Origin of the sequence: Streptococcus sp. oral taxon 431 (assembly GCF_001553685.1) — a bacterium.
In the GTDB taxonomy this organism is placed as follows: Bacteria; Bacillota; Bacilli; order Lactobacillales; family Streptococcaceae; genus Streptococcus.
Window position 1 is genome coordinate 916,555 of record NZ_CP014264.1, and the last position, 14,712, is coordinate 931,266.

Below are 14,712 nucleotides of genomic sequence, written 5' to 3' on the forward strand. Positions count from 1 at the left end.
AGGCTTTTTTTGATATAATGGATAGGATTATAATGATTTAGAAAGAGGTAATCATGAAAGAATTAGAATCAGTGTTACAAGACCGTTTTGAGCTTGTTTTTGCAGATAAAAGCTTACTTGAAACAGCTTTTACCCATACCAGTTATGCCAATGAGCACCGCCTCTTAAAAATTTCACACAATGAACGCTTGGAATTTTTAGGAGACGCTGTTCTGCAATTATTGATTTCAGAATATCTGTTTAAAAAATACCCTAAAAAACCAGAAGGGGACCTGTCAAAACTACGAGCTATGATTGTCCGTGAGGAGAGTTTGGCTGGTTTTGCCCGTGATTGTCAGTTTGACCAGTTTATCAAGCTTGGTAAGGGTGAGGAAAAATCGGGAGGCCGTAACCGAGATACGATCTTGGGCGACGCCTTTGAAGCCTTTTTGGGTGCCCTGCTTTTAGATAAGGATATAAAAACTGTTAAAACCTTTATCTACCAAGTCATGATTCCAAAGGTTGAAGCTGGCGATTTTGAGATGATCAAGGATTATAAGACTCACCTTCAAGAATTGCTCCAAGTTAATGGTGATGTTGATATTCGTTATCAAGTGATTTCAGAGATTGGGCCAGCCCATGATAAGATGTTTGAAGTTGAAGTCCTTGTTGAGGGGCAAAGTCTAGGTTCAGGTAAAGGACGCTCTAAAAAATTGGCCGAGCAGGAAGCCGCTAAAAATGCAGTTGAGAAAGGGCTGGATTCATGTATTTAAAGGAAATTGAGATCCAAGGGTTTAAGTCCTTTGCTGACAAGACCAAGGTTGTTTTTGACCAAGGGGTGACGGCGGTTGTAGGACCAAATGGCTCTGGGAAATCAAATATTACTGAAAGCCTCCGTTGGGCACTTGGAGAATCCAGTGTCAAGAGTCTGCGTGGTGGTAAGATGCCAGATGTCATCTTTGCAGGAACAGAAAGTCGGAAACCTTTAAATTATGCATCTGTTACTGTTACTCTGGATAATCAAGATGGCTTTATCAAGGATGCAGGACAGGAAATCAAGGTGGAGCGCCATATCTATCGGAGCGGAGATAGTGAGTACAAGATTGACGGCAAAAAAGTTCGTCTTCGTGATATTCATGACCTCTTCTTAGATACTGGACTTGGACGTGATTCCTTCTCCATCATTTCCCAAGGGAAGGTCGAAGAAATCTTTAACTCTAAGCCTGAAGAACGTCGCGCTATTTTTGAAGAAGCTGCCGGAGTTTTAAAATATAAAACCCGTCGCAAAGAAACTGAAAGTAAACTGCAACAAACTCAAGACAATTTAGATCGCTTGGAAGACATCATCTATGAGTTGGATAATCAAATCAAACCATTAGAAAAGCAAGCAGCAACAGCCCGTAAATTTATAGAACTAGACGGACAACGTAAAGCCATCTACTTGGATGTTTTGGTCGCACAAATTCAAGCCAATAAGGCTGACTTGGATCTAACAGAAGTGGAATTAAACCAAGTTCAGGAACTTTTGACCAGCTATTATCAAAAACGCCAGTCACTAGAGCTTGAAAATCAAACTCTCAAGAAGCAGAGACAAGATTTACAAGCAGAGATGGCTAAAGATCAAACTAGTTTGATGGATTTGACAAGTTTAATCAGTGATTTGGAACGTAAGTTGGCCTTGTCTAAACTTGAGACTGAGCAGGTTGCTCTTAATCAACAAGAGGCACAGGCTCGTTTGGCTAGTTTGGACGAAAAGAGAAATGTTCTCATTCAAGAGAAGGAAGAAAAAGAAACAAATCTCAGTCAGTTAGAAGAAAATCTAGCTGTCAATACTAAGGAAGTCAATCGTTTAGAAGCTGAGTTGTTAGCTTTTTCTGATGATCCAGACCAAATGATTGAGCAATTGCGTGAACGTTTCGTTGCCTTTTTACAAGAAGAAGCTGATGTGTCTAACCAGCTGACACGTATTGAAAATGACCTTGAAAATAGTCGCCAACAGACTCAAAAGCAGGAAGAACAATTAGTATCCTTGAAGGAACAATTGGCTACTGCCAAGTCTAAGGCTGCTGACCAAGAGCTTGCCCTAAAGTCTGCTAAAGAAGAAGTACAGAACTTACTCGCTGACTATCAAACCAGTGCCAAAGAAGAAGAAGCACAAAAGCAGGCTTATCAAAGCCAGCAAAATCAACTATTTGACCGCTTGGATAGTCTGAAAAACAAGCAGGCCAAGGCGCAAAGTTTGGAAAACATTCTTAAAAACCATAGTAATTTCTATGCTGGTGTTAAGAGTGTTTTACAAGAGAAAAATCGCCTAGGAGGTATTGTTGGAGCTGTTAGTGAACATTTAACCTTTGATGTTCGTTATCAGACAGCACTTGAAATTGCTCTTGGTGCAAGTAGCCAACACATTATCGTTGAAGATGAACAGGCAGCAACAAAGGCCATCGATTTTCTTAAGAGAAACCGAGCTGGTCGCGCTACCTTCCTACCTTTGACAACGATTAAGGCTCGTAGCATTTCTGGTCAGAACCAAGATGTGATTGCCTCAAGTCCAGGTTTTCTTGGTATGGCAGATGAACTGGTTACCTTTGATGCCAAACATGAAGCAATATTTAAAAACTTGCTAGCTACAACAGCAATCTTTGATACGGTAGAGCATGCGCGTGATGCAGCTCGTAAGGTACGTTATCAGGTTCGTATGGTAACTCTCGATGGTACAGAATTGCGAACAGGTGGTTCTTATGCTGGTGGTGCTAATCGTCAGAATAACAGTATTTTCATCAAGCCTGAATTAGAACAGTTGCAAAAAGAGATTGCTCAAGAAGAAAAACTTCTTCGTCAAGAGGAAGAAAATCTGAAATCTGTTCAAGAAGGCTTGACAGCCCTCAGTCAAACTTTGGAGACTATTAAGTCTCAAGGAGAGCAAGCTCGTATAGAGGAGCAGGGCTTATATCTTGCTTATCAACAAACTTGCCAGCAAGTCGAAGAACTCGAAACACTTCTAGAACTTCAGGAAAAAGAATTAAACAATCTCAGAGATGGAGATTGGCAAGCTGAAAAAGAAAAATGCCAAGAACGTCTTTCAATCATTGCAACTGAAAAGCAAAAGCTAGAATCAGAAATTGAAGAAATCAAGTCCAATAAAAATGCTATCCAGGAACGTTATCAAAACTTGCAGGATAAACTTTCCCAAGAACGTCTGCTCAAAACAGAAATGATAGGGCGAAAACGTTACGAAGTTGCAGATATTGAACGGATTAACAAGGAACTTGAGAACCTCAATATCGAGCAAGATGAAATCGAACGTCTTCTCCAAGAAAAGGTAGACAATCTTGAAAAAGTTGATACAGAACTTTTGGCCAAGCAGGAAGCAGAAGCCAAGAGTCAGAAGGAAGAAATTCAACAAGGGCTCATTCGTAAGCAGTTTGAACTAGATGATATTGAAGGTCAGTTGGATGATATTGCCAGTCATTTGGATCAAGCTCGTCAGAAAAATGAAGAATGGATTCGTAAGCAAACACGTGCAGAGGCAACTAAAGAGAAGATTACGGACCGCCTTCGCTATCTTCAAGGTCAACTGACTGAAGAATACCAGATTAGTTATACTGAAGCATTAGAACAAGCCAACCAATTGGAAGACTTGGCTGTCGCTGAACAAAAGGTCAAGGATTTGGAAAAATCCATTCGTTCACTTGGTCCAGTCAATTTGGATGCCATTGAACAGTTTGACGAAGTTCACGAACGCTTGGAATTCTTAAATAGTCAGCGAGATGATATTCTTTCTGCTAAAAACTTACTTCTTGAAACCATTACAGAGATGAATGATGAAGTGAAAGAACGCTTTAAGTCAACATTCGAAGCTATTCGTGAGTCCTTTAAGGTGACCTTCAAGCAGATGTTTGGTGGTGGTCAAGCGGATCTAATCTTGACCGAGGGAGATTTATTGACAGCAGGTGTTGAAATCTCTGTTCAACCGCCAGGTAAGAAAATCCAATCTCTCAACCTCATGAGTGGTGGAGAGAAGGCCTTGTCAGCTCTTGCTTTGCTTTTCTCAATCATTCGTGTCAAGACCATTCCATTTGTTATTTTGGATGAAGTAGAGGCTGCACTCGATGAAGCTAACGTTAAACGCTTTGGAGATTATCTCAACCGATTTGACAAGGATAGCCAGTTTATCGTCGTTACCCACCGTAAGGGTACCATGGCGGCCGCAGACTCTATCTATGGGGTGACCATGCAAGAATCTGGTGTCTCTAAGATTGTGTCTGTTAAACTAAAAGACTTAGAGAATATGGATGCTTAGTTTGTTTTCGATACAACATTTCAAGCTAAAGTATTTAGAATGACCTTCAAGAAGTCGGAGGGTTACAAAAATAAATTGAGGAGCTTATATGGATTTCGATCTATTCCTAATGATCTGTAATTATATTGGGACTATAGCCTTTGCTGCTTCAGGTGCTATCAAAGGATTTGGTAAACGATTAGATATTTTTGGAATTAGTTTATTGGCAATTGTAACGGCAGTAGGCGGAGGGATTTTGAGAGATTCTATTATCAGTCGTTTTCCTTCCTCTCTTGCTGATCCCAGCCCGATTTATGTCTCTATCCTTGTAGCGGTTATCATGTATGTCTTTGTAACTTCAAAACAGGCCAATGCTAGTCATGAAAAAAAGTTCTATAAGTGGCTGAGAGAAGCTTACCTCATCTTTGACTCCATTGGGCTGATTATCTTTTCCTTGATTGGAGCGACAGCCTTAGTGGATAGTAAGCTAAATTTGATGTCTGCAGGTCTTTTAGCCTGCTTAACTGGTGCTGGTGGAGGTATTATCCGAGACCTCCTGATCAATGAAGTACCAAGTGTTCTAAAAGAAGATATTTATGCCCTTCTATCTTTCGTAATTGGAGTTATTTATTATTGGTTGGCCTTTGTCCTTCACTTTCCAAGAATCACTGTCTTTATCATTGTTTCTATTGTTGGTTTTGTGATTCGACTCTGCATCATTAAATTCCGACTCTCTTTGCCAAATATGGATAAGAGAACCTTGAATTGATGAATGGCTGAAAGTTTGATTCTAAACCCGTAAATAAGTTTAAAATAGTCATTTTATCAGCGTCTAATCTCATGTGGATTAGGCGTTATTTTTTTGCAAATACGGGAAATTAATGATGTAAAGATTAATTTTTGCTATTATATTTGTAATTTAGAATAAGGTAGGAATAGCAATGAGTAATTTGAAACATTCAGTTGATTTTATTAAAGAAATAGAGAAATTAAAGTCAGTGACAAGATTTAATAGAACTCTTGATGGCAGATTTGAAAATAGTGCCGAGCATTCCTGGCAGGGTGCCATAGCTGCGATGGTTCTTCAAGATTATTATCCTAAAAAATTGGATATGGAAAAAGTGATTCCTATGTTATTGATTCATGATTTAGGTGAGATTTATGCCGGAGATACTTGGGTTTTTGATGATGAAAAAAAGCTTCATTCTCATGATAAAGAACTAGCATCTATAGAAAAAACAATGAGCCTCCTTCCAGAAGAGAAATATTTGAATATGAAAAATTTGTGGTTGGAATTTGAAAAAGGGCAGAGTGCTGAAGCAAGATATGCAAGAGTGATCGACGCCTTGGTACCACTGATAAATCACTTAGAAGTGTCAGAATTCAATTATAATCCTGATAATATCAGTGCAGAAATGGTATTAGAAAAGAAAAAGTTCATAAAAAGTGAATCGGAAGAATTATGGAAATTGACGGAAGACTTGATTCAGGAAAGTGTGGAAAAGGGCTTATATTTTTAATAACAGTTAGCCCAATAGAAGATAGAATTTTAACCGGAGAATGGAAATATATATGATTAAACTTGTCACAACTGAAATCGGAATAAGGAAATTGATACAGTAAAATACAAAGAAAGCCTTGGAAACAGCTTATTCCAAGGCTTTTTAGCTATCTATAGATATAAGGAAAAAGTTGTTAGAGTAGATGATTTTTATTAGATAGCCTTGATTATACCGTAGAGAATATTAGTCAAATAAAATTGTTTTGTTTTCACTAATGCATTTTTTATTATCATCCCAATAGTTAATACTTTCAAAGCTTCCTTTTCTTAAATAAAGTGGTAGCCTTTTTCTTATTTCATCTTGCATTGGTATTTTATCAATATCTTTTAGATTCCACCATTTTGGCTCACCTTCAGCAGATGTGCTTAGTTCACCAGTAAACTGAGTACATAAAAAGTCATAGAAGACAAATCTCTCATTACCAATTGAATTAGTAAAGCCTGAAATTCCTTTTAATTCAAGATTTAATGCAGTGAGTCCAGTTTCTTCCTTTAGTTCCCGTAATGCAGCTTCAAAAAAACTTTCAGGGAATTCAACTTTTCCCCCCGGTGGAATCCAGCCAGGAAAATTATCGTGCTGTCTATTAAGTAATAAAATTTCTTGATTTTTCAAAACGCAAATATTAACCCAGTTTTTGATTTTTTCAGTCATATTATTAACCTCCAACAAGTATTTTTTCATAAGCAAGATTATATGTCAAGAACTATATACTATTTATGGTTGTGACAAATGTATCTCAGCCAAAGATTGATAATTTTTACGCAATAGCTGATGAACTCTCAGAATAGACTTCAATCAAGAATTTTGGAAGAAAAGTGTTGAGAGGTTGGATATAAAAGAAGATAAGCAAATCAGCCTGGCCTTTAAATTGGCCCTACGGGATTATTTATAGAAGACAAAGACGTGTCAATTCAGCACGTCTTTTTTTACTTTTTCTATGGTATAATAGAAGGTAGATTTATTAATTGGAGTATGAAGAATTTTATGATTAAATTAGTAGCAACGGATATGGACGGTACTTTTTTGGATGGTGCCGGTCAATTTGATATGGAGCGTCTGAAAAAGTTGCTCCATTCTTATAAAGAAAAAGGAATCTATTTTGCTGTTGCATCTGGTCGTGGGCTTTTGTCACTTGAAAAGCATTTTGCGGATGTCAAAGATGAGATAATCTTTATTGCTGAAAATGGTAGTTTGGTTCGTTTTCATGGAGAGGACCTTTATGAAGCAACCATGCCTCGTGATTTTTACCTATCAACATTTGAAAAGCTAAAGACTTCACCTTATTTTGATGAGAAGAAGATGCTCTTGACTGGTAAGAAAGCTTGTTATGTATTAGACACAGTAGACGAAACCTATCTTATGTTTAGCCATCATTACAATGAAAATATCAAAAAAGTAGCTAGTTTAGAAGATATTACCGATGAGATTTTCAAATTCACAACTAACTTCACTGAAGAAACGGTTGACGCTGGAGAAGCTTGGGTCAATGAACATGTTCCTGGTGTCAAGGCTATGACGACAGGCTTTGAATCCATTGATATCGTTTTAGACCATGTTGATAAGGGAGTCGCTATTGTCGAATTGGCTAAGAAATTGAATCTAGATATGGACCAGGTGATGGCCTTTGGTGATAATCTTAATGACCTGCACATGATGCAAGTTGTAGGGCACCCAGTCGCACCTGAAAATGCTCGTCCAGAGATTTTAGAACTAGCTGAAACAGTTATCGGACATCACAAAGACCAATCAGTTATTGCTTATATGGAGGGATTGTAATGGCAGATATTAAATTAATTGCCCTAGACTTAGATGGGACTTTGCTGACGACAGACAAGAAATTGACTGATCGTACTAAGGCAACTTTAAAGGCTGCGCGTGATCAAGGAGTCAAAGTGGTACTGACAACTGGACGTCCCCTCAAGGCTATGGATTTCTTCCTCAAAGAGCTTGGAACAGACGGCCATGATGACGAGTATACTATCACTTTTAATGGTGGATTGGTTCAGAAAAATACGGGTGAAATCCTCGATAAGACAGTATTCTCTATTGATGATGTGACACGTATTTACGAGGAAACTGAAAAACTAGGCATTCCCTTAGACGCCATTTCAGAAGGTACAGTTTACCAAATCCAATCAGATCAAGAGAGTCTGTATGCTAAATTTAATCCTGCTCTGACTTTTGTTCCAATTGACTTTGGAGATTTGTCTAGTCAAATGACTTATAATAAATGTGTGACAGCCTTTGCCCAAGAACCGCTGGATGCAGCAATTGCTAACATTTCATCAGACTTGTTTAACAATTATGAAATTTTTAAATCTCGCGACATGCTTTTGGAATGGTCACCAAAGAACGTTCATAAGGCTACTGGATTAGCTAAATTGATCGACCATCTAGGAATTGACCAAAGTCAGGTGATGGCTTGTGGAGATGAGGCCAATGACCTTTCTATGATTGAATGGGCAGGACTAGGTGTTGCTATGCAAAATGCTGTGCCTGAGGTCAAGGAAGTTGCAAATGTGGTGACCCCTATGACCAATGACGAGGAAGCTGTTGCTTGGGCCATTGAAAAATATGTACTGAAGGAGAACTAAAGCATGGGATTATTTGACCGTTTATTTGGTAGAAAAGAAGAACCAAAAATCGAAGAAGTCGTTAAAGAAGCTTTGCAAAACTTGGATCTGACAGAACCTAGCGAGGAAGTTGAAGCACTTGGAACTGAAGAAGTTGAAGTGAAAAATACTGAAGAAATCGACCAAAGTTCAGAAGTTGAGGAAACTTATTCTAAAGAAGCTAGTGAGTCGGAAGAACCAGTAGCAGAAACAACTCTAGAAACAGTTGAACCAATAGTAACTCCTCATGAAGAAATTCAGCTTGAAGAAGAAACTGAATGCCATTGTTGTCAGGAAGAGTCAACAAAAGTTGAAGAAACTGAAGAAAGAGTTCAAGAGGTAGCAGAGTTTGTTGCAGAAGAACCTGAGTCACCAGTCGAAGAAGTACCTTCAAGTGATAGCGACGAGGAAGAAGCTAATCAAGCTCAATCAGACGAGACGGAGTCAGATACTTCTGAAGAAGTGGAAGAAGATCTAGTAAGCGAAGAAACTCCTCAAGTTCAAGAGACTGTACAGGAAAAGTATGACCGTAGTCTCAAGAAAACTCGTACGGGATTTGGTGCTCGTTTGAATGCCTTCTTTGCTAACTTCCGCTCTGTTGATGAAGAATTCTTCGAAGAACTAGAAGAACTCTTAATCATGAGTGACGTTGGTGTACAGGTAGCTTCAAATCTCACTGAAGAATTGCGTTATGAAGCCAAGCTTGAAAATGCCAAGAAACCAGATGTTCTCCGTCGTGTGATCATCGAAAAATTGGTAGAGCTTTACGAAAAAGATGGACAATACAATGAAAGCATTAACTTCCAAGATGGCTTGACAGTCATGCTCTTTGTAGGTGTTAATGGTGTCGGGAAAACAACTTCAATCGGTAAATTAGCTCACCGCTACAAACAAGCTGGCAAGAAAGTCATGCTTGTTGCTGCGGATACCTTCCGTGCCGGTGCGGTAGCTCAGCTAGCAGAATGGGGCCGTCGTGTAGATGTTCCTGTGGTTACTGGGCCTGAAAAAGCAGATCCAGCTAGTGTTGTCTTTGATGGGATGGAACGTGCAGTAGCAGAAGGTGTTGACATTTTGATGATTGATACAGCTGGCCGTTTACAAAACAAGGAAAACTTGATGGCAGAGTTGGAAAAAATTGGTCGTATCATTAAACGTGTTGTGCCAGAAGCTCCGCATGAAACCTTCCTAGCTCTGGATGCCTCAACAGGTCAAAACGCTCTTGTACAAGCCAAAGAGTTTTCAAAAATTACTCCTGTTACAGGAATTGTCTTAACCAAGATTGATGGAACTGCCCGAGGTGGTGTTGTTCTGGCTATCCGTGAGGAACTCAATATTCCTGTTAAGTTGATTGGTTTTGGTGAAAAAATCGATGATATCGGTGAATTTAACTCTGAAAACTTTATGAAGGGCCTTCTAGAAGGTTTGATATAAACGAAAATCCTGCAAGAATTCTTGCAGGATTGTTTTTGATTATTCTAAACGACCATCTTTACGATAGGCGATATCTGGTTGCCAAGTCCACTCAGCTCCGTATTTTTCAAGGAGATCAAAGCTAGCTTGAGGTCCCATGCTACCAGCCTTGTAGTCATGAAGTGGAGCCCCGTTTTCAGCCCAAAGCTTTTCAATACGGTCAATCAATTTCCAAGAAGCGCTAACTTCTTCCCAGTGGCTAAAGTTAGTTGAATCGTTATTCAATACATCGTAGATTAGCTTTTCATAAGGATCTGGTGAAGCACCTGTAGCTGTAGCATCAGTTCTGTAGTCAAGCGAATTATGTGCAAGTTTGAACTCTTCTCCAACTTCTTTACCGTTAAGGCTAAGAGAGAATCCTTCCGTCGGTTGGATGTAGATGGTAAGCACATTCGGTGCTAATGGTTCTCCGAAAATAGAATCCATTTGTTTGAAGACAATGTTCACGTGTGTTCCTTTTTCAGTTAGGCGTTTACCTGTACGGAAGAAGAAAGGTACACCACGGAAGCGATCAGTATCTACAAAGAAGGCACCTGAAGCAAATGTTTCTGTCATAGATTCAGGGTTGACATTTGGTTCGCTACGGTAAGAAATGTATTTCATGCCATCGACTTTACCAGAACGATATTGGCCACGGATGAAGTGCTCTTTAAGCTCCTCATCTGTAGGGTGGTAAAGGTTCTTGAAGACCTTAATTTTCTCTGCGCGAATGTCATCCTTTGTAAAGCTAGCAGGCTTGTCCATAGCAAGAAGTGACAGAAGCTGTAGGGTATGGTTTTGAACCATATCACGAAGGGCACCAGACTCATCATAGTAGCCACCACGTTCTTCAACACCTAGACGCTCTGCAAAGGTAATCTGAACATTATCGATGTGCTCACGATTCCAAACATTTTCAAAAATCATATTGGCAAAGCGAATGGCAAAAATGCTTTGAATCATTTCCTTACCAAGATAATGGTCGATACGATAGATTTGCTCTTCGTTAAAAGTAGCAAGGAGTTCTTCGTTTAGTTTGCTTGCAGTTTCATAGTCTGTTCCAAAAGGTTTCTCAACAATCAAACGTTCAAAGCCTTTACCGTCAACGATTTGCTCTGACTTGAGGTGTTTGGCGATGGTACCAAAGAACTGAGGTGCCATTGAGAGGAAGAAGAGTTTGTTGTGCTCAGTCTGATATTTTTCGTTTAATTCAGCCTGAAGCTTACGTAATTCAATATAGTGCTCAGTGTCATTAACATCGTGACTTTGGTAGTAAAAATGACTAGCAAATGCTTGAGCCTCTTCTGCGCTATCTGCCAAGTCCAAAATAGATTCGACAACAACAGATTCGAAATACTCTTTACTCCAAGGACGACGAGCAGTTCCAATCACTGCAAAATGATCAGATAGATTACCACATTTGTAAAGTCTAAAAAGTGAAGGGTAGAGCTTGCGTTTAGCCAAATCTCCACTTGCACCGAAAATTGTAACAATAACTTTAGATGACATCCAGCTACCTAATTTCTATTTACTTTCCTAGATATCCTAGGCATGAGGAATCCCCATTTTCATATCCTTTATTTTATCATAATTTTCTAAAAAAACCAAAAATCCAATACGTCTATACTAAGAGGTTAGGCAAAACTCAATTTCATACTCTTCGAAAATCTCTTCAAACCACGTCAGCGTCGCCTTACCGTACTCAAGTACAGCTTTCGGCTAGCTTCCTAGTTTGCTCTTTGATTTTCATTGAGTATTAGGAGCAACCGAAGTAAATCTTTCTACAATAAAACGCATAATATCAAGCTTTTAACACCTGATACAATGCGTTTTTTGATTATAAAGACTTTTAGCCCTGCCTCTAGGCGTTTAGAACCTTGTCTAAAAATTCTTTAAGACGAGGATGTTGTGGGTTATCAAAGATTTGGTCGGGTGTTCCGTCCTCGAGGAATTCACCGTCAGCAGTAAAGATTACACGATTGGCAACCTTGCGGGCGAATCCCATTTCGTGGGTTACGATGATCATAGTCATGCCTTGTTCAGCCAATTCCTTCATAACGTTAAGAACGTCGCCGACCATCTCAGGGTCAAGGGCAGAAGTGGGTTCGTCAAAGAGCATGATGTCAGGATTCATAGCCAAGCCACGAGCGATAGCCACACGTTGTTTTTGTCCACCTGATAGACTTTCAGGATTTGCATTAGCCTTATCAGCCAATCCAACTTTTTCAAGGAGTTCCATTCCCAATTTTTCAGCTTCGGCCTTAGTCATCAACTTATGCTCCACTGGAGCGAAAGTGATATTTTCTAATACCGTCATATGTGGGAAAAGATTGAAGTGCTGGAAAACCATTCCGACATTTTCACGAACGTGGTCCACGTTGGTTGCTTTATCCGTCAAATCATAACCATTAACCGTGATATGACCTTTTGTACCTTCCTCAAGGAGATTCAAGCTACGCAAGAAAGTTGATTTACCTGAACCAGAAGGTCCAATGATACAAACAACATCTCCTTCATAGAATTTTGCTGAAATTCCTTTAAGGACTTTGTTTTTACCATATTGCTTATGTAAATTATCGACATCGATTTTTAATTTAGCCATTATTGAATCCTCTTTTCTAAGCGTTTTGCAAGTCTAGTAAGAAGAGTGATAATCACAAGATAGAAGACTGCGAGAATTGCATACATTTTGAAACTTTGGTAGTTACGGGCGATGATAATCTTACCAGTCTGGAAGAGCTCTACTAGCCCGATTGCAGATACGATAGTTGTATCTTTAAGTGCGATAACAAATTGGTTGACAAAGTTTGGAAGCATAAGTTTGGTTGCTTGTGGCAAGACAATCTTACGCATGGTTTTACTGTAAGAGATACCAAGGCTTCGACTAGCTTCCATTTGTCCGATAGGAACAGCCTTAATACCACCACGAACAATTTCAGCGATGTAGGCAGCTGAGTTTAGCGAGAGGGCGATTGTACCAGCGACAAAGTCATTGATTGGACTCTGTTGACCTGTAAGGGATTCGATAAAGTTAGGAATTCCCCAGAAGATAAAGGCAGCAAGAATCATCAATGGAATACCACGAATCACATCGACAAAGATTTCCGAAATGAGACGAAGTGATTTATAAGGACTAACGCTAAACATACCAAAGATAATCCCAATAACAATCGCAATTGCAAAGGAAATTAGAGCTAGAGAAAGGGTAATTCCTAGTCCGCTGAGGAGTTGTTTATAGTTGTTTTTCAACAAGCCCCAAATAGTAGTTTCGTCAACAGTTGATGATTCACTTGTTGAATCAGTTGCAAGGTATTTATCAAGAATCTTTTGGAATTCACCGCTTGCTTTAAGATTTGCAAGACCGTTGTTGAACATTTCAATCAATTCAGGATTGCTTCCCTTTTTAACTGCAAAAGCAGTTTCACCAATTGGAGTACCTTCGATTGGTGTTTTTAATTTTTGACCCTGACTGATAGAGTATTTAAGAACGGGTTCGTCATCCATCACAGCATCAACTGCACCAGTATTCAAGCTGTCATACATAGATGAACCATCTGCAAAGGTTTTAATTTTATAACCATATTTGCTTTGATTTTCAGTTAGGAAGGTTTGAGAAGCCGTCCCGTTTTTTACACCAACGGTTTTACCCTTCAAATCTTCATAAGAAGAAATCGTACTTGATTCCTTAACTCCAAGAATAGTATTAGCTGTATAGTAAGAATCAGAGAAATCAAAGGTTTCTTTACGAGCGTCTGTAACAGACATACCAGCAATCATACCATCAGCTTGACCAGATTGAACTGCGTTAATAGCAGCGTCAAAACCTGGGTTGGTGATTTCAATTTCAAAACCTTGGTCTTCGGCAATAGCCTTGATCAAGTCCATATCAATACCAGTGTACTGGTTGCTTGAGTTCTGGAAGACAAATGGTGCAAATGAAGAATCACTAGCGATAACGTATTTTGATTTAACTGGAGTAGCTTTTTGACCTGCGCTTGTAGTAGAAGTGAGAGAAGTCACTTGTGAACTAGTTTTAGAAGAGTTTGTCCATTTATTGATAATTTTGTCCAAGCTACCATCTTTTTTCATCTGAGCTAAAGCTTCGTTAAATTCTGTAACTAGGTATTCGTACTTGCTGCCTTTTTTAACACCGAAAGCAAAGCTTCCAACGGCTTCTCCGTCCATGTTGATACTGAGATCTTGCCCTTGGTTAATAGCGTACTCGATAACTGGTTTGTCATCCATGATGGCATTTACAGCACCTGTACTGAGACTGTTATTCATCAAATCCCCAGTATCAAAGGTTTTGATAGTGAAACCATATTTATCTTTGATACTTTCTAGGAAACGTTGTGCAGCAGTACCGTTTTTAACACCAACAGTTTTACCACTTAGTTCTTCATACTTAGTGATTTTATTAGACTTAGTCGTTGCGATGACAACTTTTGTATCATAGTATGTATCAGACATGGTAAAGACGTTTTCACGTTCTTTGGTTTTTGTCATACCAGCCATGATCGCATCTGCTTGCCCTGCTTGGACCGCATTGACAGCAGCATCAAAGCCTGGATAAGACATTTGGATATTCCATCCTTTTATCTCAGCGACTTTATTGATGATGTCGACATCAATTCCTTTATAAGTCTGGTCTGTATCTTTAAACTCAAAGGGCGCATAAGCAGTATCACTAACAATCTTGATAGTGTCCGCATTAACATAGCCTAGAGAGAATAAGGGAAATAAAAATAATAAAAATGCAAGGATTTTTTTCTTCATGTTTAGTCTCCTTTTTAGAATATTTAACCATTATAGCAGAAACTAAAAAAGT

11 protein-coding genes are annotated in these 14,712 nt (G+C 39.0%); 7 read left to right on the forward strand and 4 right to left on the reverse strand.

Annotation, left to right across the window (positions count from 1 at the left end):
- The first annotated feature begins 53 nt into the window (after window positions 1-53).
- The 4 genes from rnc to AXE83_RS04335 all read left to right on the forward strand — a co-directional run bounded on the left by rnc (window position 54) and on the right by AXE83_RS04335 (window position 5,781).
- A complete protein-coding gene (gene rnc, locus AXE83_RS04320; protein WP_060955575.1) occupies window positions 54-752 on the forward strand; it encodes a ribonuclease III in 699 nt (232 codons plus the stop codon).
- Window positions 743-4,282: a chromosome segregation protein SMC gene (gene smc, locus AXE83_RS04325; protein ID WP_060955576.1), complete on the forward strand. Its 3,540-nt coding sequence runs from the start codon at window positions 743-745 to the stop codon at window positions 4,280-4,282. The genes rnc and smc overlap by 10 nt, the downstream gene beginning before the upstream one ends.
- Window positions 4,283-4,370: 88 nt before the next feature.
- On the forward strand, window positions 4,371-5,030 hold the full coding sequence (locus AXE83_RS04330; RefSeq protein WP_049530871.1) for a trimeric intracellular cation channel family protein: 660 nt from the start codon (window positions 4,371-4,373) through the stop codon (window positions 5,028-5,030).
- 172 nt (window positions 5,031-5,202) lie between these two features.
- Entirely contained in the window at window positions 5,203-5,781 is a 579-nt protein-coding gene (locus AXE83_RS04335; protein ID WP_060955577.1) for an HD domain-containing protein, read from the forward strand.
- 225 nt (window positions 5,782-6,006) lie between these two features.
- Here AXE83_RS04335 and AXE83_RS04340 read toward each other — a convergent pair whose 3' ends face one another.
- The gene (locus AXE83_RS04340) at window positions 6,007-6,474 is read right to left on the reverse strand and encodes an 8-oxo-dGTP diphosphatase (protein WP_000136624.1); all 468 of its coding nucleotides are present in this window, start codon (window positions 6,472-6,474) and stop codon (window positions 6,007-6,009) included.
- A 333-nt stretch (window positions 6,475-6,807) separates the two neighbouring features.
- Between AXE83_RS04340 and AXE83_RS04345 the strand changes: the two genes are divergently transcribed.
- Genes AXE83_RS04345 through ftsY form a run of 3 tightly spaced genes read left to right on the forward strand, consistent with a single transcriptional unit; the run spans window position 6,808 to window position 9,866 of the window.
- Window positions 6,808-7,599, forward strand: coding sequence for a Cof-type HAD-IIB family hydrolase (locus tag AXE83_RS04345; RefSeq protein ID WP_060956366.1), 792 nt, complete (start codon window positions 6,808-6,810; stop codon window positions 7,597-7,599).
- Entirely contained in the window at window positions 7,599-8,417 is an 819-nt protein-coding gene (locus AXE83_RS04350; RefSeq protein WP_060955578.1) for a Cof-type HAD-IIB family hydrolase, read from the forward strand. The genes AXE83_RS04345 and AXE83_RS04350 overlap by 1 nt, the downstream gene beginning before the upstream one ends.
- A 3-nt stretch (window positions 8,418-8,420) precedes the next feature.
- Complete coding sequence (gene ftsY / locus AXE83_RS04355) at window positions 8,421-9,866, forward strand: signal recognition particle-docking protein FtsY (protein ID WP_060955579.1); 1,446 nt, start codon at window positions 8,421-8,423, stop codon at window positions 9,864-9,866.
- A 39-nt stretch (window positions 9,867-9,905) separates the two neighbouring features.
- Here ftsY and zwf read toward each other — a convergent pair whose 3' ends face one another.
- From zwf to AXE83_RS04370, 3 genes are all read right to left on the reverse strand, one after another.
- Entirely contained in the window at window positions 9,906-11,393 is a 1,488-nt protein-coding gene (zwf, locus tag AXE83_RS04360; protein WP_060955580.1) for a glucose-6-phosphate dehydrogenase, read from the reverse strand.
- Between the two features lie 352 nt (window positions 11,394-11,745).
- Window positions 11,746-12,486, reverse strand: coding sequence for an amino acid ABC transporter ATP-binding protein (locus tag AXE83_RS04365; protein WP_049503260.1), 741 nt, complete (start codon window positions 12,484-12,486; stop codon window positions 11,746-11,748).
- Window positions 12,486-14,660 carry an ABC transporter substrate-binding protein/permease gene (locus AXE83_RS04370; protein WP_060955581.1) on the reverse strand — a complete coding sequence of 725 codons (2,175 nt, stop codon included), beginning with the start codon at window positions 14,658-14,660 and terminating at the stop codon, window positions 12,486-12,488. The genes AXE83_RS04365 and AXE83_RS04370 overlap by 1 nt, the downstream gene beginning before the upstream one ends.
- Window positions 14,661-14,712: the final 52 nt, after the last annotated feature.

Excerpts from the sequence above, each read along its gene's own strand:
- AXE83_RS04370 (WP_060955581.1), bottom strand. The coding sequence starts at position 14,660 with ATGAAGAAAAAAATCCTTGCATTTTTATTATTTTTATTTCCCTTATTC.
- AXE83_RS04365 (WP_049503260.1), bottom strand. The coding sequence starts at position 12,486 with ATGGCTAAATTAAAAATCGATGTCGATAATTTACATAAGCAATATGGT.
- AXE83_RS04350 (WP_060955578.1), top strand. The coding sequence starts at position 7,599 with ATGGCAGATATTAAATTAATTGCCCTAGACTTAGATGGGACTTTGCTG.
- smc (WP_060955576.1), top strand. The coding sequence starts at position 743 with ATGTATTTAAAGGAAATTGAGATCCAAGGGTTTAAGTCCTTTGCTGAC.
- rnc (WP_060955575.1), top strand. The coding sequence starts at position 54 with ATGAAAGAATTAGAATCAGTGTTACAAGACCGTTTTGAGCTTGTTTTT.
- AXE83_RS04330 (WP_049530871.1), top strand. The coding sequence starts at position 4,371 with ATGGATTTCGATCTATTCCTAATGATCTGTAATTATATTGGGACTATA.
- AXE83_RS04345 (WP_060956366.1), top strand. The coding sequence starts at position 6,808 with ATGATTAAATTAGTAGCAACGGATATGGACGGTACTTTTTTGGATGGT.
- AXE83_RS04335 (WP_060955577.1), top strand. The coding sequence starts at position 5,203 with ATGAGTAATTTGAAACATTCAGTTGATTTTATTAAAGAAATAGAGAAA.
- AXE83_RS04340 (WP_000136624.1), bottom strand. The coding sequence starts at position 6,474 with ATGACTGAAAAAATCAAAAACTGGGTTAATATTTGCGTTTTGAAAAAT.
- ftsY (WP_060955579.1), top strand. The coding sequence starts at position 8,421 with ATGGGATTATTTGACCGTTTATTTGGTAGAAAAGAAGAACCAAAAATC.
- zwf (WP_060955580.1), bottom strand. The coding sequence starts at position 11,393 with ATGTCATCTAAAGTTATTGTTACAATTTTCGGTGCAAGTGGAGATTTG.